This is a genomic window from Geothrix limicola (assembly GCF_030268085.1).
GTDB lineage: Bacteria > Acidobacteriota > Holophagae > Holophagales > Holophagaceae > Geothrix > Geothrix limicola.
Genome location: NZ_BSDE01000001.1, coordinates 345,198 through 366,637, shown reverse-complemented (window position 1 = coordinate 366,637; position 21,440 = coordinate 345,198). Strand labels below are relative to the sequence as shown.

Sequence of the window (21,440 nt, the reverse complement as noted above, 5' to 3'; positions counted from 1 at the left end):
CATTCCAACCCCACTCCGAAGGAGGCCTCATGGCCGCGAACCGCCCCCGGATCACCGGCATCACCTTGAACGTACTCATGCCCGATGGCACCACCCGTGTGCACACCATCGACCCCAAGGCTGCCGAGGCCCTCGCCTGGAGCGACCGCGCCGTCCAGATCCTCGGGAAGTACTACGACAAGGGCGGCCCGGCCGAAGGCAAGCAGATGGCCCGCGAGGAATTCCTGCAGCACTTCCCCCACGGCGCGCCCATCATCGGCGAGCAGCCCCACCTGACCGTGACCCCGGATGTCGTGAACCAGATCTGGAACCATCCCAAGGAAGATGGGAACACCCCGGCCTATCTCTGCAAGTCGCCGGTCAACATCGTCAACGGCTGATCCATAGCGGGTCAATTCACCTTCTTGAAGTCCCGAACCCTGCTGTGCGCCCGCTCTCTGGCTGCCGCAGCAGGGTTTCCGCATGCTTCGTGAAACTGGGCCAAGGCGGTCCAGAAATCTGGATCGATCGGATTCAACCGGAGCAACTTTTTTGCGAGCCCCTCACCCCGATTTTTCAATTGAGCGGGTTGTGGTGAATACCCCAAACGTAGCACCAGAGCCAAGTAACGAAGCCTGATCGATCCCAGTTCCACCGGATCTTCCGGTGTGGCTACGAGGTGCGGCAAGAGATTGTCGGCCTCTTCTAGATACGGGGATGCATCCCCTTGTTGTTCTGCGAGGAACGTGGCTCCTGATACAAGCGCATCCATAAAATAGGGTGCAAGGGTCGCCATAGGCACGTGGGCTTCCTGGGCTTTCTCGAAGGCAGATCGCGCCTGATCAATCCTGGTTTTTGGATTCTGCTTATCCCGAGCGAGAGCCTTGGCCTGAGCCGCACGAGCCAGAAGGATGCCTCGGTGAAATCCGACATGACGAGGCTGTGTTTTCAATCCCGCTTCATAGGCTCGCACGGCTTCTTCAGCTTCTACCGTGGGATTCCCACCGGAAGCGACCTCTGCCCGAGCTGCTGCCTGTGCCAAGCCCCCGAGATTTGCGAGGAAGTAGGCCTCTTCCGGGTGGGCATCCGCCATTTCCCGCGCCTCCCGAATGTAGGGCGCCACAATAGCCGCATCGTAGGTGCCCCTCAGGCGAGTGCCATCAATCCAAAGCAGCAGGGCCGAGTAGCGAATGTTCCGAAGGACGATGTGGCCGGGGTCCAGCCGCAGACCTATATCCGACACCGCGATGGCTTCCTTCAAACGCGTCGTGGGATCCTCGCCCCGGCTTAGCTTACGAATGCCTTCCGTCCTCAATACAGAAGCCTCGGCCGTGCAGGCCTCGACCTCCTTCGGGTCCCGCTTCATGGCCTCCGACGCATCCGCTTTGGCCTGAGCCAACCAGGCGGCCGGGTCGATCTCCCTCAAGGCCAGGTACCGCGCCATCTCACCACGGGCGCGGGCGCGCCAGGCGAGGGGTTGGGCGGCGGTGGGTTCGAGTTGGGCCCAGCGATCCGCCACCGCCACTTCCGCCAGCACGGGGACCTTGGGATCGGCGCCGGACTGCCAGCCCAGGGCCACCACCTCCTGCCAGCGCCGCATGTCGAGGCGCAGCAGGTCCACGTCGCAGGGGGCGCGCAGCTCGGCCTCCGCCAGCAGGCGGCCCGCGGTCTGGATGGCCGGTTCGGCTTCGCGGGCCGTGGGCGCGCCGTGGGCTTCCGCCAGCCAGGCTTCGGCCTCCAGCCGCAGGGCCTCGTAGAACCAGGGAGCCTGAGCCTGGGCCTCGCGGGCCAGCTTTGCCGCGGCATGGGGCTGGCCTTCCATGAGCATGAGCAGGCCCGCGCGGAAGGCGGGCGGCTCCAGGCTGGCGCCGGCGCCGCGTCGCAGCCAATCCGCGGCGGGCATCCGCAGGGTCTTCTTCAGATCGTCCAAGCGCTTCTGCCGCAGATCTGGATCCGGCAGCGCATAGGCCTTTCCGAGTTCGACCTGGTAGATCGCCGCCAGGGCGCGCCCCAGGGCATGCGCCGCTTCGGGTGCGTGGAAACCCATGGCCCAGGCCCGATCCAGCTGGGCGCGGGCGCCGGCGGGATCATCCAGGGCCAGGCGGGCACGCCCCAGGGCGTAGGCGCCCGGCGCTTCCGCGAGGGGGCCCGCCGCGAGCACCTCCCGAGACAGCGCCTCCACGCGGGCTCGCAAATCAGCCTGATCCCGCGTCAGATCCCGCGCCGGCTGCAGCCGCAGGTAGCGCGCCAGGGCCTCGATCCGCTCCGCCGCCTGGGCGAAGCGCTGGGCGTGGGCGGCCCGGGCGCTGGCCCGCAGGCGCTCCCGCACGGCAAAGCCCCCGAAGATCACGATGGAGAGGAACACCGCCGCCGAAGCCGAGACGAGCACCTTGTGCTTGCGGGCCCAGTGCGCGAGCCGTTCCAGCGGCGTGGCGGCGCGGGCCTGGATGGGCTCGCCGTCCAGGATGCGCTGCAGGTCCTCGCCGAGGGCCCGGGCCGAGGTGTAGCGCTTGCGGGGATCCTTCTGCAGGCAGGTGAGCACGGCGGTGTCGAGATCCGCCGGAAGGGTGGGGATCTTCCGGCGCAGCGGCACCGGATCATCCTTCACGATGCGTCCCATGCATTCGAGCCCGTCGCCACCGAAGGGCGGCGCGCCGGTCAGCAGCGTGTAGAGGGTCGCGCCCAGCGAGTAGACGTCGGAGCGGCGGTCCAGCAGGGCCGTCTGCCCTCGCGCCTGCTCGGGGGACATGTAGCTCACGGTGCCCATCACCCGGCCCGTCTCAGTGAGCCCCGCGCCCTCGGCGCCGCGGGCCAGGCCGAAATCCAGCACACAGGCGCGGGTGGAGCCGTCCTCCAGGCGGTCGATCATCAGGTTGGCCGGCTTCAGATCGCGGTGGACCAGGCCCACCCGGTGCGCCGCGTGGACGCCTTCGCAGACCTCGACCATGTGCCGGAGCAGAGCTTCCAGGGGCAGAGTCGGGGCGGCTTTCTGCAGTGTCTCGCCCCGAAGGAACTGCATGGCGATGTAGGGCTGGCCACGCCATTCGCCCACTTCGTAGACGCGGCACACGTTGGGATGATCCACCCGGGCCTGGAGCTGGGCCTCCTGCAGGAAGCGCTGGATCAGATCCGGATCGTCGCGGCGCAGCAGTTTCAAGGCCACATCTCGCCGGAGGCGCGGATCCACGGCCTTGAAGATGCGGCCCATGCCGCCTTCGCCTAGGAGTTCGAGGTGCTCGAAACGGCCCCAGCGCTCCAGGGTCTGGGCCCGGAACACGCCGCCCTGGCGGAAGCCCTTGGTGGGCATGGAGGGGTCGGACATGGGCGTCGGAGGCCCGGGATGGGTGAAGTCCGAATCCGGATGGGTGGGGGCCTGGGCCGTGATTTCCATGGACCAGTGGCTGGCTTCGTCCGCCTCCAGATCCGCCAGGTCCTGCTCCAGCAGGTGCCGGTCGGCCTCGGACAGACGCCCGGAAGACACGAGCTCTCCCAGCTCGGCGCCGTGGACCTCGCCGGGCTCAAGCAGTCCACGGGCCACGGCCAGGGCGAGCACCCGCTCGTCAGAGGTGGCCATGACCGCCCTTGCCCATGCTTGTGACTCCCATGTGAACAATCCATGGTGAGGCCGCCGGGGCCTTCCGAGAAGGTACTCTGGGTTGACCGGGCTGGGGCCGAAGGGCAGACTGACCTTGGCCTAGAAGGCGGAAAGGAGGTTCCATGGGACAGCAAGCCGACTTCTCCGAACCTCCGTCGAGTCGCGCCGCCCGCTGAGGCGGCATCCTCCGCTCTTTCGCTCCCCGAATCCGCACCCTGAACGGGATGCCGGCCCGCACCCGCGCGCCGCGTCCGCTCCTCCGGAACGGCCATGATGCACCGCTTTCTCGACACCATGTGGGGGCAGGCCAACGCCCTCTTCGCGCCCCTGCGGCGACGGCGCTGGGTGGACCTGCTCCTCGTCGCCGCCGCCTTTGGCATGCTCTACGGGCTGATCCTCCTGGGCCGGCAATGGGCCGATATCCAACGCCCCGTGCTGGAGATCGACCTCTCGCCGATGGCGCTTCCCAAATACACCTTCTTCTCGATGATGCGGGGCCTGGCGGCCTACCTCATCTCGTTCTTCTTCACCCTCGCCTACGCCTACTGGGCCGCCAAGGACGCCCGCTCCGAGCGGCTACTGGTGCCCCTCCTGGACATCCTGCAGAGCATCCCGGTGATGACCTTCATCGTGCCTCTGATGCTCGCCCTGGTGGCGGCCTTCCCCCACAGCAATGTGGGCATCGAACTCACGGCCATCATCGCCATCTTCACAGGCCAGGCCTGGAACATGACCTTCAGCCTCTACCACTCGCTGAAGAGCGTGCCCGCCGAGCTGCAGGAGGCCGGCACCGTGTACCGCTTCAACTGGTGGCAGCGCTTCAAGTGGATCGAACTGCCCTTCGCCACGACGGGGCTGGCCTGGAACAGCATGATGAGCATGGCCGGCGGCTGGTTCTTCCTCATGCTGGTAGAGGCCTTCAAGCTGGGCGACAAGGATTTCCGTGTGCCGGGCCTGGGCTCGTACATGAGCATGGCCGTCGAACATCACGACGTGCGGGCCCAGCTCTGCGCCGTGGCGGCGATGATCATCATGATCGTGCTGCTCGACCAGGTGCTCTGGCGGCCCATCGTCGTCTGGGCGCAGCGCTTCCGCATCGAGGACACGGTCCAGAACGCCGATTCGCAGAGCTGGTTCCTCAACCTCATCCGCGGATCGCGCCTCATCCGCCGCTGGGATCGCTGGCGCGCGAAGCGGCGCCGGAAGCAGCAGCACCGCCATCCGGCGAAGGAAAAACCCCAGGGGGACAAGGGTGCCGAAAGGGCCGCCCATGTGGCACCGTTGCTCGCTCTCGTTGCACTCATCATCCTCTCGGGCTTCCTGGTGCTGGGCGGCTTCGGCGTGGTGCATCTCCTGAACCGCCTCCACTCCGGCGCCTGGTGGACCCTGCTGAAGGCCGCGGGCCTCACGCTTTCCCGCGTGATGGCCTCGATCCTCATCGGCCTTTGCTGGACCCTGCCCGCGGGCCTCGCCATCGGGCTGTCCCAGCGCCTGTCCCGCATCTTCCAGCCCATCGTCCAGGTGGCGGCCTCCTTCCCCGCGCCCATGCTCTTCCCCGTGGTGGTGGCGATCCTCGCCTCCTTCAAGATCGGCCTGGGCTGGGGCAGCATCGTGCTCATGCTGCTGGGCACCCAGTGGTACATCCTCTTCAATGTCATCGCCGGGGCCAGCGCCATCCCCAGCGACCTCCGCGAAGTGGGCACGGCCTTCGGGTTCAGCCGCTGGCAGCGCTTCCGCAACCTCTACCTGCCCGCCATTTTCCCCTACCTGGTGACCGGCTGCCTCACGGCGGCAGGCGGCGCCTGGAACGCCAGCATCGTTTCCGAGTACTACAACATCAGCGGCCCCACCTTGCAGACCTTCGGCCTCGGCGCCATCGTGAGCCAAGCCGGCGAATCGCGGAACTTCCCGCTGCTGGCGGCCTCCACGCTCGTCCTGGCCGGCACTGTGGTGCTGTTCAACCGCCTGGTCTGGAAGCCGCTCTACAAGATCGCCGAGACCCACTATTCCCTGTCGAAGTGAGGCAGCCATGAAGCACGCCATCCACGCCACTCACGAAGTCATCTGCGAACTGAAGGGCATCCAGAAGTCCTTCGACCGGGAGACCGGCCACGCCCTGCGCGTGCTGGAAGACATCAACCTCGACATCCGCGCCAACGAGGTGGTCTGCCTCATCGGCCCCTCGGGCTGCGGCAAGTCGACCATCCTGCGCATCTTCGCGGGTCTCATCAAGCCGACGAAGGGCAAGACCTTCTACCACGGCGAAAAGATGGAGGGCCTCAACCCCGGCGTGGCCATCGTCTTCCAGAACTTCGCGCTCTACCCCTGGATGACGGTGGAAGCCAACGTGAAGACCGTGCTCCAGGCCCAGGGTCTGGACGACGAGACCATCAAGGCCAAGGCCCATCGCGCCATCCGCCTGGTGGGCCTTGAGGGTTTCGAGGAAGCCTATCCCCGCGAGCTTTCCGGCGGCATGAAGCAGCGCGTGGGCATGGCCCGCGCCCTCAGCGTGGATCCCGAGATCCTCTTCATGGACGAGCCCTTCAGCCACGTGGACGCCCTCACGGCGGAAGGCCTCCGCGCCGAAATCCTCGACATCTGGGACGACGCCGAGCGCAACCCCTCGTCGATCCTCATGGTGAGCCACGACATCAAGGAAGTGGCCTACATGGCCGACCGCATCGTCGTGCTGTCGGCCAATCCCGGCCGCGTGCGAACCATCGTGGAGAACCCCCTGCCCCGGCCTCGCGACATGCGCAGCCCCGAGTTCCTCCGCCTGGTGGACCAGCTGCACGACATCATCACCAGCGCCGAGCTGCCCGACATCGAGGTGAGCGCCCCCGAGCCCAGCCTCCTCGTGGACCTGGTGGAACCCCTGCCCAACGCGCCTTCTTCGGACATCCTGGGTCTGCTTGAATACCTGGAGACCCAGGGCGGCACCTCGGATCTCTTCCAGGTGGCCACGGCCACCCACGTGACCTTCGAGAAGGTGCTGGCCTCCGTGAAGGGCGCCGAGATGCTCGACTTCGTCGACACGCCCAAGCGCCAGGTGATCCTCACGGCCCTGGGCCAGCGCTTCATCCGCGCCAACATGGACGACCGCAAGGACATCTGGAAGGCCCAGCTCCTCGAACTGCGCCTCTTCCGCCTGGTGCAGGAGCTCATCGACCTGCACCACGGCGAACTCAAGGAGAACGAACTCCTCTCCGAGCTGCAGCAGCGCCTGCCCATGGAGAACCCCGAACAGACCTTCGAGACCCTGGTCACGTGGGGCCGCTTCGGCGAACTCTTCGCCTTCCGCGAAGACCGAGGCGTGCTCACGCCGGAGTAGCAGCAGCGCCAGGCCCCACCCGACTACCGCCCCGATCGCACGCGACATTCAGTCGCGTGCTCCCGCTCCTCGCTTCGCTCGGTCGCGGAGGGGGCCCCGTGGGGCCGCTTCGGCGAACTCTTCGCCTTCCGCGAAGACCGAGGCGTCTTGACTCCGGAGTAGGCCGAACTCGTGCCAGACCGAGGTGCCTTAAAAACATTGAACCGCGAATGACGCGAAAGGTTTGCTTCGCAAGCCACGCGAATGGGGTCGTTCTGGATCAAGGCGCCACGGCCGTTCTGGTACCCCTTTCGCGGCCCGCGAAGCGGGCATTCGCGCCATTCGCGGTTACATTTTTTATCTTCACTAAGGCGGGATCAGAACTGCGCGTGCAGCCTCAGGGCCAGGAGGTTCACAGGGCCGCGGTCCCGGTTGTAGCCGGGGTTCCAGATGCGCTGGGCGTCCAGGGAAAGGGTGAGGAAGCGCCCCATCGCCGCGGCGTAGTAGGCCTCGAAGATCCGCTCGGAGCCGTAGTTCAGGCGACCATCCCCCAGCAGGAACCCGAGGCCGCCGGCCGCCAGGTAATCGCGGTGATCGGGGCTCAGGCCGTTCTGTACGAAGGCGGCGCCCAGGCGATCCTGCGAGCGGGCCCAGGCGCTTCCCTTCCAGGTGAACCCCGCGGAGACGGAGCGATCCACTTCGGTGAAGGCCCAGGATTCCGTGCGACCGTCGCTCCAGCTCCAGCGTGCGAAAGCCCCCAGATCCGCCGTGAGGCCCTGCTCCAGGTTGAGGCCCCAACCCTCCTTCACGCGGCCGTAGGCACGGGTGGCGGTGACATCCGGCGCGGCGGGCGATTCGGCGAGGCTCTGGCGGTAGTCCCCCATCCGCGTGGTGTTGCGGAAGACCATCACCCGCACGGCGCCCGGCTGATCGCCGAGGACATGATCGTGCTCCGCTTCGGCCACGTCGCCGTGGGCCCGCGCGAAGCCGTGATCCATGGCCAGTTGGTTGGCCTCCAGCGGCTCGGCGAAACGGCCGTAGCGGAGGGCCCAGGCGTCCCAGTACAGCTCGGCGGCGCCGCCCCAGGTGTAGCCGCGGGTGTCGGCGGGATAGTCCCAGGCGCCGTGGCCCATCAGAGTCCAGTTGAGAAACTGGGCGCGCGGATCGTGGGCGTGGGCGTTGGCATCGAAGACATCCATCACGCTGAACTTGCCGACGTGGAGAACGATCCGGCGCGAATCCCGCACCCCGGCCACCTGGTGCGCATCATCTTCGACCTTCTGGGACTCGCCGCCCAGGTTGAGCGTCTGGCGGATCAGCACGCGGGCCACGGCCGCGCGGAAATCCGGATTGCCCACGCGGTAGGTCTCGCCATTGGGCGCCCCCGCCAGCCCCAGCACGCTGCTGACGCCCTTCCCTGCGGCGCCTTCCAGATCCACATAGGCCTCGGTGCCCTGCCAGGGCCGCCACCCCGCCATGAGCGTCGTGGTGAACGACGTGGCCCGCTCGGCGCCCGGACGCAGAGAGTTGGGTCCCTGGTAGGGAGACGTGAAATCGCCGTGCGACTGCGTGACGACCGTCGCCTGGCCGTGGAGGTTCCAGGCCTCGGGGGCCGGATCGGCAGTCTGGCCCATCAGGCCCGCACCACAAGCCAGAAAGAGGGAGATCAGCGAGACACGAAAGGTCGATCGAGGGCAGGACATGGAAACACCGTGACAGGAAGGAAGGTCCGAGCCGTGACGAAGCCGTGAAGGCCGAGGCACGGAACACGCTCAAATCAGGCCGCCACGCTGCGATTGCGCGAGAAGGCTAGCCCAGGTGCGTGACGCACGACGGAGGTTCAGCGAGCGCAGATATCGTCTTCATCGCAACCTCCTTTCGGCCAGGCATTGATTCTACCGGACGGCATCGGCACCATCCAGACTCAGCATTGGTGCGGCTTCTGATGGATCCGGCGACACCTCAGGCCGGGCTCTGCACCGGCGGCGCGAAGGCACAGAGGGCGATGCCCGCGAGGACCAGCAGCGTGCCCACACCCTGCAAGGGGCGGACGGATTCCGAGAGCAGCAGCCAGCCCAGGATCACCGTGGCCACGGGCTGGACCATCAGGCCCATGGCGCCCAGGTTGGTGGGCACGTGGCCCAGGCCCCAGGTGATGAACCACCAGGCCACCACCTGGACGAAGATGCCCAAGCCCAACAGGGCCCACCAGGACCTTGCGGGATACCCGTAGAAGGCCTCGCCCCGGGCCCAGCCGAGGGCCCCGAAGAGCACCGTGCAGCACAGCACCACCCAGAAGAGGGCCTCGGGCGCGCTGAGGTCGCGCCGCGCGCGGCCCAGGGCCAGCGTGAAGGCGCCGTAGGCGAGGGAGGCCAGGGCCCCCAGCAGCTCGCCCAGGCCCGTGCCCCAGCGGGCGCCCTTGGCGAGGCCCAGCACGAGGGCCCCGGACATGGCCAGCAGCACGCCCATCCAGAAACGGCGCCGCAGCTTCGCGCCTAGCCACAGCACCGACACGACGGCCACCCAGATGGGCGCCAGCGTGACCAGCAGGGTGGCGTTGGCGGCGCTCGTATGGTGGAGGGCCGAGTGCCACATCCACAGATCCAGCACGAAACAGGTTCCGGCGAGCAGGGCCCAGATCCGCGCACGGCCCGTGCCAGGCCGGGCCGTGTCCCGGGCCATCCAGGCCACGAAGGGCAGCGCGAAGGCCATGCGGTAGAAGCCTACGGCCAGGGGCCCGGCCGGCGTGGCCCAGCGTACGAGCATGGCGGCGAAACCGAGCAGGGAGGCCCCCAGGATCAGGGCTGCGAGGCCCCGCGGATCCGGCGTTTTCTTTGAACTCATGGGACCAGCCTTCCTGCCATGCCGAGGACGATTCAGGCCTCGATCGTCTCCGCTACCTTGGCCGCCAAGGTCGCCGCATCCACCGGCTTCAGCAGGAATCCCGAGATGCCGAGCTGCTGCACGGTCTGCAGGGTCGTGTCATCCCGGTGGGCAGACACCACGAGGATCGGCAGGTCCTTCAGCACCGCGTCCTCGCGCACAGCCCGCACCAGGGTCTCCCCCGGGCACTCGGGCATGAGGACATCCACCACCAGCAGGTCCAGCGGGCGTTCCCGCAGCTGGTTCAGCACGTCGAACAGCGAGGTTGGCGCCACCTCCACGACTTCGAAGCCCTTTGCCCGCAGAGCCGCCGCGGCGAAGGCCCGGACCAAACGGCTGTCGTCCACGATGGCGATGCGGTGCATGTCCACTCCTCTGGCTCTCATCGTCCTCCAGAACCTGGGGATCAACAATGGGCCTATGGGTGCTGGATGGGGCCTGAAGGTTCTAGTTGGCCCAGCGCGAGACCTGCTCCCAGATGTCCTCGTCGTGGCAGGGGCCGTTGAGCACGATGGCGAAGACACGGACCTCGCCGTCCAGCCGCTGCACATAGCCACAGAGGCTGTTGACCTGGTCCAGGTGCCCGGACTTCACGCGCACCCGGCGCGTCAGGTTGGGATCCTTGATCTTCAGTCTCCAGGGTTCGCCCCCGATGATCTTGAGCGACGACACGAATTCCGGCCCCACCTCGAAATCGTGGTAGGCACCCCGCAGGATGATGGCCAGGGTGCGCGCCGAGAGGCGGTTCTCCTTGCTGAGGCCCGATCCATCCGTGATGTGGATGTCCTCGGGTCCCAGGCCGAAGACGCTGCGGTAGAAGCCCTGGATCCGCTGCACGCCGCGGGACCAGGAGCCCGCGCCATACCGGCGCACGAGCATCTCGACCATGAAATTGTTCGACCACTTGTTGATGTCGAGCACCAGGGCTCGCAGGGGCGGCGAAGTCCAGGCCATGAGCTTCCGCGGGGCCCCGAGCCCATTGGGCCTGCCTTCGAAATTGGCCCGGCCTTCGATGGCGATGCCGGCCTCCTGGAGGGTGCGCTGGATGATCTCCCGGGACTGGCGCTCAGGATCCGCCACCAGGCGGCCCGCCTCGTCCCGGTTGAAGTTCACCGAAAGCGGAAGCACGGGCGGCAGGGTATCTGTCGAGGTGTTCTCCCAGCCCGGCGGCTCCCGCTGGCTGTCGAAGGCGCTCTGGTCCAGCCGGATGCTCCCCGTGATCCGCTGGACGCCCAGGCGCTTGAGGGACTGGGCGATGAGCCAGATGCGCTCGCTGGTGAGCAGCGGATCGCCGTCCCCCTTGAAGGTGAGGTCGCCCTGCACCACGCCGTCCTTCAGATCGCCCCAGATCTCGGTATCGATGGTCGAATCGGGCTTGAGCGTCTTCAGCAGCGCGTAGGTGCTGACCACCTTGGTGGTGCTGGCGGGAATGAGCGCCAGATCCTCGCGATGCCGCTCGAGCACCTTGCCTGAGCCGACCTCCCAGAGGCCCGCAGATACGCTGACGCCGCGCGCCTCCAGGCGCCGGGCCCAGCTCTGGATATCCTGGGCGCCGAGGGCCAAGCCCGACACCGCGAGCAGAGCGACAAGGCTCAGCCTCCGCACTACTTCGGCTCCGCGGGGTTCGGGGTGGATCCGGGCTTGGTGCCGCCGGGGGGGACGATGGGGCTGGACCCCGGTGCCGCGCCGTTGAGCAGGTTCTGGGCCTTGGAGAGGTCGTCCGTGATGCCCAGCAGGTTCTGTTCGGCGGCGAACTGCCAATCCCGGACGAGCGTCTTGTTCTGGTAGATGTGGATGCTGTTCAGCTGGCTGTGGCTGCGCACGCCCACGATGGGAAGCCCGGCCTTGCTGCCGGAGGCGCCGGGCTGGACCTGGGTGATGTAGTCCCACTCGCCGTCGGGCGTCATGGGATCCAGGTATTTCTGGCGGAGGATGCGGGGGCGGACCTTCATCACCTCGTCCAGGTTCTGGGGATAGTGGCCCATCTTGGCGCCGTAGATCCGCAAGGCGTTGGCGATGGCCTCTCCCCGGAAGATCAGTTCGGATTCGTTCTCGCGCTGCACCTCGGCGATCACGCTGGGCGCCGCCTTCAGCAGCAGGATTCCCATCACCACCGCCATGGCCAGGGCCAGGGCCATGGTGAATCCGCGCTGGGATCGGGGGAAGGACATGCGCACTCCGAGTCTTCAGGGTACTACCCCTGTTCACCCTTGCGTGCCATGAGTTCGCGGAAGGCTTCCACCACCTTGGGATCGAACTGGGAACCGGCCTCGTTCTCCAGTTCCGCCAACACTTGGCGGAACCCCTTGGGACGCCGGTAGCCCTTGCCGCTCGTCATCACCTCGTAGGCTTCGATCAGGCCGATGATGCGGCTGCCGATGGGGATACTCGTTTCGCGCAGTCCCTCAGGGTAGCCGCGGCCATCCCAGCGCTCGTGGTGGTGCCGGATCATCTTCACCACGTCGAAGGGGAAGCGCAGATCCTTCAGGAACACGGCGGCCATCTCAGGATGGCTGCGGACCTTCTTCAGCTCCTCGGCGCTCAGTTCGGGCTTGTTGAGCATGGCCGGATCCAGCATGAGCAGGCCCACATCGTGGAGGATGGCAGCGATGCTGACGGCTTCCACCTCCTCGGTGGTGAGTTCCAGCTTGAGGGCCAGGTCCCGCGCCAGCCGCGCCGTGGCGAGGCTGTGGGGGCGCAGCGTGGGGAGGCGGCTTTCGCTGGACTGGAGGATCCGGTGGCTCACCGACAGGAAGGCGTGGTGGTACCGCTCGTGGAGGCGGGCCTCCTGCATGTGCAGGCCCAGGATGCGCCCCAGCTGCTGGATGGCCTCGATCTCGGCGATGGAGAAGGAGTGGTCCTCCTGCCGGAACACCAGCAGCAGGTCGTGGCCCTGCAGGGTCTCGTTGAGCAGCAGCGGCATGTAGGTGGAGAAGGCCCCGGTGATCGGCGCCGACTCGGGCATTTCGGCCCGCGTGATGAGCCTCAGGTCCTGCTCCCGCACCGTCGGCAGGTGGAAGGTGGCGTGGGCCAGGATCTGCTGCTGCAGGTCCGGCGACAGGGGCAGCGTGCTGTAGGCGAGGATGGGGCGGATCTCTTCGGGATCCTCGATCCACAGCGCCACCGCCGAGGCCGACAGGATCTGGCTCAGCAGGCCCGCGATCTCCCAGAAGAAGAGCCGCTGCTCGGGCGGCACCATGCCGCGCTTGCGCTCGGGGTTCACGGGCGGGGGCGCTACCCAGCCGCTGAGCGTGCGGTCCGCCTCCCAGGGCAGCGCCGTGTAGCCGTCCTGCCCACCGGGAAAGCCGTACATCCGCTCCCGAGCGCTGGGGCCGCCTGATGGGATGTGGACGCCGGTCGTGTGCATGGGCGGCGCCGTCATGGGCGCGGGGGGCAGCAGGCGCTCGGCCATGGGCGCCACTTCGTCGATGATGGCCGAGGCCGTGGGCAGGCCCTCGGGCACGACGCCCGGGCCCACGGCTGACCCCGTGTCAGACCCCGCACCTGGCCCCGCCGCGGGCGCCTCGGATGCCGGAGGCGGTGCGGGCACGGATTGGGGCGTCGCCCCGTACAGCCGGAATTCGCGCAGGGCCTGCACCAGGTCCCCGCAGATGGCCAGGGTGGGCGGTTCGTCCCGGTCCACGTTGAAGGTGCCGCCCTTGATGAGATCGCGCTGGATCAGCAGGCCCACCCAGTCCCCCGCCAGGTAGACGGGCGTGATGAGGTAGCGCGGCCATTCGCCGCCCTGGCCGAAGGCCGCGAGCTCGGGCGATTCCGAGGCGTCGTTCACCACGAAGGTGCGGCGCATCCGCTGGGTGTGGATCACCAGGGGATGGGTTTCGGGAATGGAGACCGGCGGCCGGGTGCCCCGGGGCCAGCCGTAGAAGCTCACCACCTCGAAGCCGCCCTGTCCCGGTGCCCGGAGGTAGAGGGCCCCCTTGGTGCTGCCGACTTCTTCCAGGCAGCGGTAGAGCACCTGCGAGCACCGGTTGGCGAGGGCATCACCAAGAATCAGGGTGGAGGGCGACATGGCGGAAGGATCCTGGTCGGTGGAGGTGGGATTCCCAATCATGGCAGAGCGGAGCACGGACGATCCAACGAATCGCCTCTTCCCCCGAACGTCTTTTTCAGGGTGATTCTTTAATGAGGTTAGTCCCTAGCAGGGCCGCGCCTGGAGGCTGGTCACCGAAAGGCTCCGCTCGGCCCAGCGGGTCAGCCCCGTCAACTGGTTGCCGTGACCGCATTCGGCCAGGGGCGCCCCCAGCGAGCGCAACCGCGCCACGACGGCCAGCCAATCCACCGGCAGGGCCACCGAGGCCACCCCGTCATCCCAGGCTTCGGCCCCCGTGTTCAGCAGCCTGCCGTCGAAATGGGAAATCAGGGGAAAGGCCGGCGGAACGGGCTTCACCGTCGCCAGGCGCCGGCTGATGGCCGGGAGGAGCGCCGCCATGTGAGGGCCATGCAGGGGATGTTTCACGGGCAGCAGCCCGGCCTTGAGAGCCGAAGGCCGCAGCGTCTCCACCAGGGGCTCCAGCGCCGCGACGGGCCCTGAAATCGTGAACTGGGCCTGGCCATTGCGGTTCGAGAGGGCCAGCTCAGGATGGGCCAGCAGGGCTCGGCGCAGGTCCAGTTCGGGCACGCCGATGGCGAAGGCCATGCCCATGGGCCGGTCCGCGAAGGCGGCCCCACTCAGATCCTCCACCGCCGAGATCAGATCCAGCGCGGCTTCCAGGGGCACCACGCCGGCCGCCACCAGGGCCGAATAGAAACCCATGCTGTGCCCCGCCGCCGCCACGGGAAGGGGCATCCCCGCCGCGCGCCAGGCCCGGAACAGGCCCACCGAATGGGCCAGCACCGCGCAGGGGGCGTGGCGCTGGAAACGGAGCGCCTCCAGCGGGCCTTCGGCCATGAGGCGGCGCAGAGGATAGCCCGTGTGCGATTCGGCTGCCTGCAGCGTGTCCACCCAGGCCCCGTGCGATTCCCAGCCCGAGGACATGCCCACGGCCTCCGTGCCCTGGCCGGGGAAGAGGAGGACGGAGGGCATCGACGCGGACATATCCGACAGCATAAATCGAGTACTGTGTCCCGATGACCCCCGCATCCACCTGGCAGCACGTGGCCTGGCACGAGCGCCGCTCCTATTGGGAGCTGGCGGAAGACGAGCGCCGCGATCTGCGGGAGGCCCTGGAGCGGGAGGCCGCCGGATTGGCGCGCCGGTCGGAGCAGGCCCTGGAGGTCTATGCCGGCTTTTCCGGCACCCTGGAGGGCCAGCTCGTGAACGGCGACGTGCTCGCCACCCTGCTGCCCAGCCTGCGGCGCAACCCCACCCAGGGCTACGAGGCGCTGGAAGATCCCGCCGGCCGCGCCGCGGTGCACCTCAACTTCCTGGGCAAGCGCCTGCGCGATCGGGCCCTCGCGCGGGCCCAGGGCGACCCGGTGATCATCTTCATGGGCGGCCAGGCCACGGGCAAGACGACGGGCGCCCTCGCACTGGGCCCGGCTTTCGGCGCCGTGTTCGACGCCCCCCACACGGATCCCGAAGGCGTGGCCTTCCTGCTGGGACGCATCCGCCAGGCGGGTTGCCGCGAAGTGCACCTGGCCTACACCGACCGGGATCCCGAAGGTTCGCTGAAGGCCATGCTCGCGCGCTCAGAACGCGAGGGCCGCTACGTGCCCCTGGACCGCATGGCCCGGGCCCATGCCTGGGCGCCCTTCACCTTCCTCGGCCTGGCGCCGCGGGTGGGCCGCTCCCTGCAGCTCTACCACGTGCGCGTGGACGAGGAGGGACCGGGCCGCATGACCGAGGGCCAGGACGCGCTGGACAGCGTGCGCGCCAAGCCCAAGCCCGCCGAATCCGTGGTTGCCTACCAGCTTCAGACCGCTTACCTTTCTCTTCTGAGGAACCCCACCCATGACCCCCAAGCCTGGTACCCGCGAGATGTGCTCGCAGGACTCAACCGAACAGTCGACCCTTGGCGCCGAAGCGAGGCCGACCATCTCCTTCGCCGATTTTTCCAGGCTGTGGCTGAACGAAGTGCCGAAGGTGATCCAGGCCCACGAGGAGCATCGCCTGGAAGTGCGGCGGAACCTGGGACTGGCCTAGGCTGAATGCAAAAGAATTGAACCGCGAATGACGCTAAAGGCTTGCTCCGCAAGCCACGCGAATGAACTGCTCTGGCACCTCGACCTTGCCGTGGCTCGGCAGTACGGGCTGTTCTTTCGCGGCCCGCGAAGCGGGCATTCGCGGCTCCGTTTTTACGTTCAAGATGCCGACTCGATCACTCGTGATAGCCCATCACCACGAGCAGGCAGGGCCCCTCGGCGATGACGGACATGCCCAGGGATTCGGCGGTACGGATGGCCGCGTCGCTTTCGGCGCCGGGCTGCATCCAGATGTGTGAGACACCCGCGGCGGCGGCTTCGCGCACCACCTGCTCGGTGGCGGCCGGCGGCGTGATCACCGAGATGGCCTTCACCTTCGCGGGCAGCGAGGCGAGCGACGGATAGGCCTTCAGGCCTTCGACGTCGGGGGCCTTCGGATTGATGGGGTAGACCACCCTGCCGTGCTGCTGGTAGCAGCGCAGCACCTTGTTGCCGTACTTCGAGCGGTCCGTGCTCGCACCCACGACGGCGAAGGAATCCGCGCTCAAAAAGGAATCGATCTTCTGCTGGATGCTGCTTGCCATGGGGCCTCCTCTTTTTTGATGCCGCGGCCTTCCGCAGCGTGACAGGCTCAGGGCCTCAGGCTCCGCCGGGCGGGAAGTGCATCCGCAGGATCAGTCCCTTCCCTTCCCCGCTCAGGATATGGAGGCCCGCGCGGTGGGCCCGGAGGATGCCCACGGCGGCCGCCAGGCCCAGGCCGCGCCCCAGTTCCTTCGTCGTGTAGAAGGGATCGCAGATGAGGTTGAGCTGGTCGGCCCGCAGACCCGGTCCCTCGTCGAAGATCTCGAGACAGACCGTCGCCGGGCAGTCCGGGCGCGCCAGAGGCCAGACTCCGGGCGAGGTCGGCCCTGGATGATCCTCGCCGAAATCCGCGCGCAGCCGCACATGCGCGCAGCCGCCCTCGCCCCCGGCGGCCTCCCGCGCGTTGTCCACCACGGCCTTCAGGACCTGCTCCAGCTTGGACGGATCCGCATCGATGAAGGGCACCGATTCGCAGGCCAGGTCCAGCTGGAAGTTGGGCGGCAGTTCCAGGTGCAGCGTCGCCAGACAGGCCGGCAGCCAGGTTTCCAGATCCAGGCTTTCCAGCCTCATGAGCCCGCGACCGGAGAAGTCCAGCATCTTCCAGGAAAGGCCGATGGCCTTCCGGAGGGTGTCTACCGCCTTGTTGAGCGTGCGCACCAGGGGCGCATTGTCGCCGGCCTTGGAGGTCGCGATCTCCAGGTAGCCGAGCACGCCCTGGAACAGGTTGTTGAAGTCGTGGGCGATGCCCCCGGCCATCAGCACCAGGCTTTCGGCCTTCCGAGCGCGGAATTCGCTGTTCCAGACCGCGGCCTCCGCGTCTTTCAGATCCTGGATGTCGATGCCTGCGCCGATGTAGCCGAGGAAACTCCCGTCGGCGGCGAAACGCGGCGTGCCCCGGTCCGAGATCCAGCGGTAGGCCCCGCTGTGGTGGCGAAGGCGGAATTCCAGCGTGAACGGTGCCTTGGCCTCGAATTGGGCGGCAGCAGCCTCCGCGCAGCGCGGCAGGTCCTCCGGATGGATGAAGGCAGCCCATCCCTTGCCGTAGGCGAGTTCGGGATCCAGCCCCGTCCAGGCGATCCAGCTCTGATTGAAGTAAGTGCAGAGGCCATTCGGATCCGACAGCCAGATGAGTACCGGGGCCGTGTCCGCCAGGCTGCGGAATCGAGCCTCGCTTTCCACCAGGGCCTCGGTGGCCCGCTTGCGCTGGCTGATGTCCTGGACGAAGGCCATCACCGCCGGAAGCCCTCCGTAGACGATGGGCCGCCCCTGCACTTCGACGTCGAGCACCGTTCCGTCCAGCGCCAGGAGCTGCTCTTCTCCGACCGGCTTGGGCTGCCCTGTCCGGACGGCCTCGGACACCCGGCTCCGGACCAGTTCCCGGCGCGCGGGGTGGACGCGCTCGATCATCGAAGTCCCCAGCAGATCCTCGGGAACGCGGGCCTTCATCAAGGCCACCCCGGCGGGATTGACGTAGATGAATCGATCCTCACGATAGACGAAGATGGCCACGGGGCTTTCCTCAGCCACCGTGCGGAACCGGGATTCACTCTCCCGGAAAGCCGCTTCGGCCGCCTTTCGTGGGCCGATGTCCTGGGCGTAGACGAGGGTGGCCGGTTGTCCTTCGTAGATGATGGGCCGGGCCTGGACTTCACCGGTCATCACCTCGCCGTCCAGCGTGAAGAAGCGCTCCTCCATGGGCGGCGCGACCTGCCCCTGCTCCGCCCCGAGGCGCATGCGCTCCCGCACGGCTTCGAGGTCTTCGGGGTGGATGCGGTCCAGCACGCTCTGGCCCACGAGGTCTTCGGGGCGGCTGGCGCGGAGCATCGCCGTGGCCGCCGGGTTGAGGTAGACGAAGCGGCCTTGGCGGTGGATGAAGAGCGCCACGGGGCTTTCCTCCACCACCGTGCGGAAGCGGGCCTCGCTCTCCTGCAGCGACGCTTTCATCGTTTCCTTGAGCGTCTCGTCCCGGAGCACCACCACCAGGCAGCGCTCGTCGCCGACCTCCGTCACGCGACCGTTCACTTCGGCGATCAGGGGCGTTCCGTCCTTTCGCCGCAGGTTGAGCATCACCGTCGAAACCGCGCCGCTTCTGGAGATCTGATCGAGGAGGGCCTGGCGATCCTCCAGGCGGGCGTAGACACCCAGATCCCCTGTGGTCCGGCCCAGCGCTTCTTCCCGCGTGAATCCGAACATCGCTTCCCAGGCGGCGTTCACCTCCACCAGGGTCCCGTCCCGCAGGCGGGTCACGCTGATGCCGTCGGGACAGAGGTCGAAGAGTCCCTGGTACCGCCGCCGGCTCGCATCCAGGGCCTGCCGCGCCACCGTCGCGTCGGTCATGTCGCGGGCCGATACGTAGAGCAGTTTCTCCCCATCCAGTTCGATGCCCGTGGCGTTGAGCTCCACATGGCGCAAGGTGCCGTCCTTGCGACGGTGGACTGTTTCAAAGCGCTGCGGCGCATGGATGGCCGCGGCGATCTTCTCAAGGAGTTCGGCCTCGCTCCACTGGTGATCCCAGTCGAACACCCGCAGGCCGGGGGCCTCCGTCTCGGAGTAGCCCAGATGTTCCAGGAAAGCGGGGTTCCATTCCCGCAGACGCCCCCGGGGATCGATGACATGGATCGCATCCCTCGACGTGGCCAGGAGCCGCGCATAGCGCTTCGCCTGTCGCTCCAGGCGGAACCGGCTCTCCTCAATGGCTGCCAGGGCTTGCTGCTGTTCCGTGATATCGATGGACACGCCATCCCAGATCACGGCGCCGCCAGCCTGGGCCCGGGGCATCGAGCTCACGCGGAGCCACCGCCGGTCCCCGTTCGGCCCCTTCTGGCGGAGGTCCATGATGAAAGGGGTGAGTTCGCGGGAACTGGCAGTGGTGGCCTCCCGGAAGGCCGCCACCTGGTCCGGGTCCATCAGGTGGAAGAGGCGCCGGGGATCCTCCAGCGCCGCCTCGACGGTCACCCCGCAAAGCCTTTCCACGCCGCTGCTGAGGTAGGTGAACCGCGAAGTTCCTCCGGGCACCTCGAGGAACGTGAAGAGGAAGCCATCCGGCAACTGGTTTCCCAGGGTCCTGAGCCTCGATTCGCTGTCCTGCAGCGACCGCTCCATCTCCATGAAGGCGGTGACATCCTTGCCCAGCATCAGGACCAGGTCCTCGTCTCCCAGGCGGAGAGCCTGCGCGGTCACCAGCACATGGCGCTCGGATCCTCCGCGGTGGCGGAGCAGGGCCTCCCGCCCCATGACCCGGCCGCTGACGCGGATCTCCTGAATGAGGCTTTCCCGCGCCTCTGCCTGGGGCCAGATCCCCAGGTCCGTGAGGGGGCGTCCCAGCGCTTCCTCCAGGGGGATGCCCGTGAGGCCGCACCAGGCGGGGTTGGCCATGACCAGGGTGGCGTCGGATAGCCGGGACAGGGTGATGGGATCCGGCGAAAGCTCGAACATGCCCTTGAATCGCTGCTCGCTGGCGCGCCGCTCCTCCTCGGCCTGGTGGGCCAGGGAGATGTCTTCCACCACGGCGAAATGCCTCGGAGGCTGCCCGGGCTCCGTGGGCAGTTTGGCCATGGTGAGGCGGCCCCAGACCACGTGGCCATCCTTGTGCAGGTAGCGCTTCTCCTTCTGGACTTCGGCCACGGTGCCCAGCGCCAGCTGGTGTGCGGATTCGAGGTCAGCCTTCAAATGATCGGGATGGGTCACATCCCGGAAGGTGCAGGCCAGCAGCGCTTCATGCGAGTAGCCGAGGATCTCTCCCAGGCGCGGATTCGCGGACAGGAACTGGCCCGTGTTCGAATCCACGATGGCCATGCCCATGGGCGCCTTCTCGAACAGCGCGCGGAACCTGGATTCCGTCGCCAGGAGTTCGTCCGCCCGCCGCTGGGCCAATTGGCGGGCCCGGCTTTCCGAACCCATGACCGCCACCAGGCCGGCGAAGAGCAGCAGGCTTCCGGCGCACCCCCCGATCAGGATCTCCCAGTGGTGCTTCCGTCCCGCTTCTTCGAAGAAGAGCGCGTTGGGGCGCATCCGAAGAATCCAGGTGCGACCCGCGACCTCGATGGACTCCTCCGTGGCGGGCACCGGCCCCTTCGAGGCCGCCACGGACTCTGAATCGAAGAGGGGCGCGTCGGCCACGGCGCGGTCCGACACCCGCAGATCGCTCAGCTTCAGGTTGCGAGCCAGCACCGCCGTCACCAGATCCGACATGCGGAGGGGGAAGTAGGCCCAGCCCCTGAAGGCCTTCCGGCGGTCCGCCACGGTTTCCAGGGGCGCCCCTTGGCGGTAGACCGGCGCGAAGAGGAGGGTTCCGGCCTGGACCTCGGTGGCGGTTTCCTGGAACAGCGTGACGGGTGCGGAAAGGGAGACCAGATCCTGGTCCCGGGCCCGGGCCATGGCCTCGCGCCGGACCGTCTCTCTGAGCATGTCCTTGCCGAAGGCCGGCGGGTTGCGGGCATCCATGGGTTCGAGGTAGATGATCGAGCTGCACCCATCGGGATCTTCCGGGAGTGGCCCGCCAGGTAGGACGCGGTAGTCCGGAAAGCCTTCCTTCCGGAGCCGCTCGATGTGGGCATTCAATTCAGAGCGGGGGATCCATTCCGCAAAGCCCATGCCCTGGATGCCCGGATGGAAGGTCGTCAGTCCCAGATGCTCGACGTAGGCGCGCCACTCGGCGCGGGTGGGCAGGCTGCCCCTGCCCAGGTAGCCCGAGGCGCTCCGGAGCAGCAGCGTCATGTCCTCGGTACGGGCCTGCAGCTGCCTGGCCATGGCCGTGGCCTGCGCCGCCTGCAGGTCGTTCAGGCGGTCCCGCTCGGCCCGCCGGACCACCTGCCAGACCAGCAGCGTGAGCGCCAGGCTGATGCCCAGGCCCAGCCAGGGCCACGGCGACCGGAGGGGCCGGCGGAGCACCGTAGATGTCGGATACCCGGAAGCTGCCACGGATCACGCCCAATCGGATGGCGAGGCTATACGCTATGTGCTTAACGACCCTTGGGTCAAATTAATTAA

The 21,440-nt window shown here is 67.6% G+C and carries 14 protein-coding genes; 4 read left to right on the top strand and 10 right to left on the bottom strand.

Features of this window, described 5'->3' with window-relative positions:
* Window positions 1–29 precede the first annotated feature (29 nt).
* Window positions 30–380, top strand: a complete 351-nt coding sequence (locus QSJ34_RS01470) for a hypothetical protein (protein WP_285569346.1) — start codon at window positions 30–32, stop codon at window positions 378–380.
* Window positions 381–391: 11 nt separating this feature from the next.
* Here the strand turns inward: QSJ34_RS01470 and QSJ34_RS01465 are convergent, their stop codons facing one another.
* Window positions 392–3,553 carry a serine/threonine-protein kinase gene (locus tag QSJ34_RS01465; protein ID WP_285569344.1) on the bottom strand — a complete coding sequence of 1,054 codons (3,162 nt, stop codon included), beginning with the start codon at window positions 3,551–3,553 and terminating at the stop codon, window positions 392–394.
* 291 nt (window positions 3,554–3,844) lie between these two features.
* Here QSJ34_RS01465 and QSJ34_RS01460 point away from each other — a divergent pair, with 291 nt between their 5' ends.
* Both QSJ34_RS01460 and QSJ34_RS01455 read left to right on the top strand, forming a co-directional pair.
* A complete protein-coding gene (locus QSJ34_RS01460) occupies window positions 3,845–5,596 on the top strand; it encodes an ABC transporter permease (protein WP_285569342.1) in 1,752 nt (583 codons plus the stop codon).
* Window positions 5,597–5,603: 7 nt separating this feature from the next.
* Window positions 5,604–6,905 (top strand): ABC transporter ATP-binding protein, encoded by a 1,302-nt coding sequence (locus tag QSJ34_RS01455; protein WP_285569339.1) that lies wholly within the window; start codon window positions 5,604–5,606, stop codon window positions 6,903–6,905.
* Between the two features lie 356 nt (window positions 6,906–7,261).
* Here QSJ34_RS01455 and QSJ34_RS01450 read toward each other — a convergent pair whose 3' ends face one another.
* The 7 genes from QSJ34_RS01450 to QSJ34_RS01420 form a co-directional block, all read right to left on the bottom strand.
* Complete coding sequence (locus QSJ34_RS01450; protein ID WP_285569335.1) at window positions 7,262–8,518, bottom strand: carbohydrate porin; 1,257 nt, start codon at window positions 8,516–8,518, stop codon at window positions 7,262–7,264.
* Between the two features lie 328 nt (window positions 8,519–8,846).
* Window positions 8,847–9,728: a DMT family transporter gene (locus QSJ34_RS01445; RefSeq protein ID WP_285569332.1), complete on the bottom strand. Its 882-nt coding sequence runs from the start codon at window positions 9,726–9,728 to the stop codon at window positions 8,847–8,849.
* Window positions 9,729–9,760: 32 nt separating this feature from the next.
* Window positions 9,761–10,132: a response regulator gene (locus tag QSJ34_RS01440; protein WP_285569330.1), complete on the bottom strand. Its 372-nt coding sequence runs from the start codon at window positions 10,130–10,132 to the stop codon at window positions 9,761–9,763.
* An 82-nt stretch (window positions 10,133–10,214) separates the two neighbouring features.
* A complete protein-coding gene (locus QSJ34_RS01435; RefSeq protein WP_285569327.1) occupies window positions 10,215–11,372 on the bottom strand; it encodes a D-alanyl-D-alanine carboxypeptidase/D-alanyl-D-alanine-endopeptidase in 1,158 nt (385 codons plus the stop codon).
* Window positions 11,372–11,938, bottom strand: a complete 567-nt coding sequence (locus tag QSJ34_RS01430) for a type II secretion system protein (RefSeq protein ID WP_285569324.1) — start codon at window positions 11,936–11,938, stop codon at window positions 11,372–11,374. Before QSJ34_RS01430 ends, QSJ34_RS01435 begins: the two co-directional genes overlap by 1 nt.
* A 23-nt stretch (window positions 11,939–11,961) precedes the next feature.
* Window positions 11,962–13,797 (bottom strand): HD-GYP domain-containing protein, encoded by a 1,836-nt coding sequence (locus QSJ34_RS01425; RefSeq protein WP_285569323.1) that lies wholly within the window; start codon window positions 13,795–13,797, stop codon window positions 11,962–11,964.
* A 126-nt stretch (window positions 13,798–13,923) separates the two neighbouring features.
* A complete protein-coding gene (locus tag QSJ34_RS01420) occupies window positions 13,924–14,811 on the bottom strand; it encodes an ACP S-malonyltransferase (RefSeq protein WP_285569320.1) in 888 nt (295 codons plus the stop codon).
* 44 nt (window positions 14,812–14,855) lie between these two features.
* On the opposite strand from QSJ34_RS01420, the gene QSJ34_RS01415 reads away from it, so the two are divergent.
* A complete protein-coding gene (locus tag QSJ34_RS01415; RefSeq protein ID WP_285569317.1) occupies window positions 14,856–15,875 on the top strand; it encodes a hypothetical protein in 1,020 nt (339 codons plus the stop codon).
* Window positions 15,876–16,045: 170 nt separating this feature from the next.
* On the opposite strand, the gene QSJ34_RS01410 is transcribed toward QSJ34_RS01415, so the two are convergent.
* Both QSJ34_RS01410 and QSJ34_RS01405 read right to left on the bottom strand, forming a co-directional pair.
* A complete protein-coding gene (locus QSJ34_RS01410) occupies window positions 16,046–16,453 on the bottom strand; it encodes a CoA-binding protein (protein ID WP_285569316.1) in 408 nt (135 codons plus the stop codon).
* A 55-nt stretch (window positions 16,454–16,508) separates the two neighbouring features.
* Window positions 16,509–21,341, bottom strand: coding sequence for a PAS domain S-box protein (locus QSJ34_RS01405; protein ID WP_285569314.1), 4,833 nt, complete (start codon window positions 21,339–21,341; stop codon window positions 16,509–16,511).
* Between the last annotated feature and the right edge of the window lie 99 nt (window positions 21,342–21,440).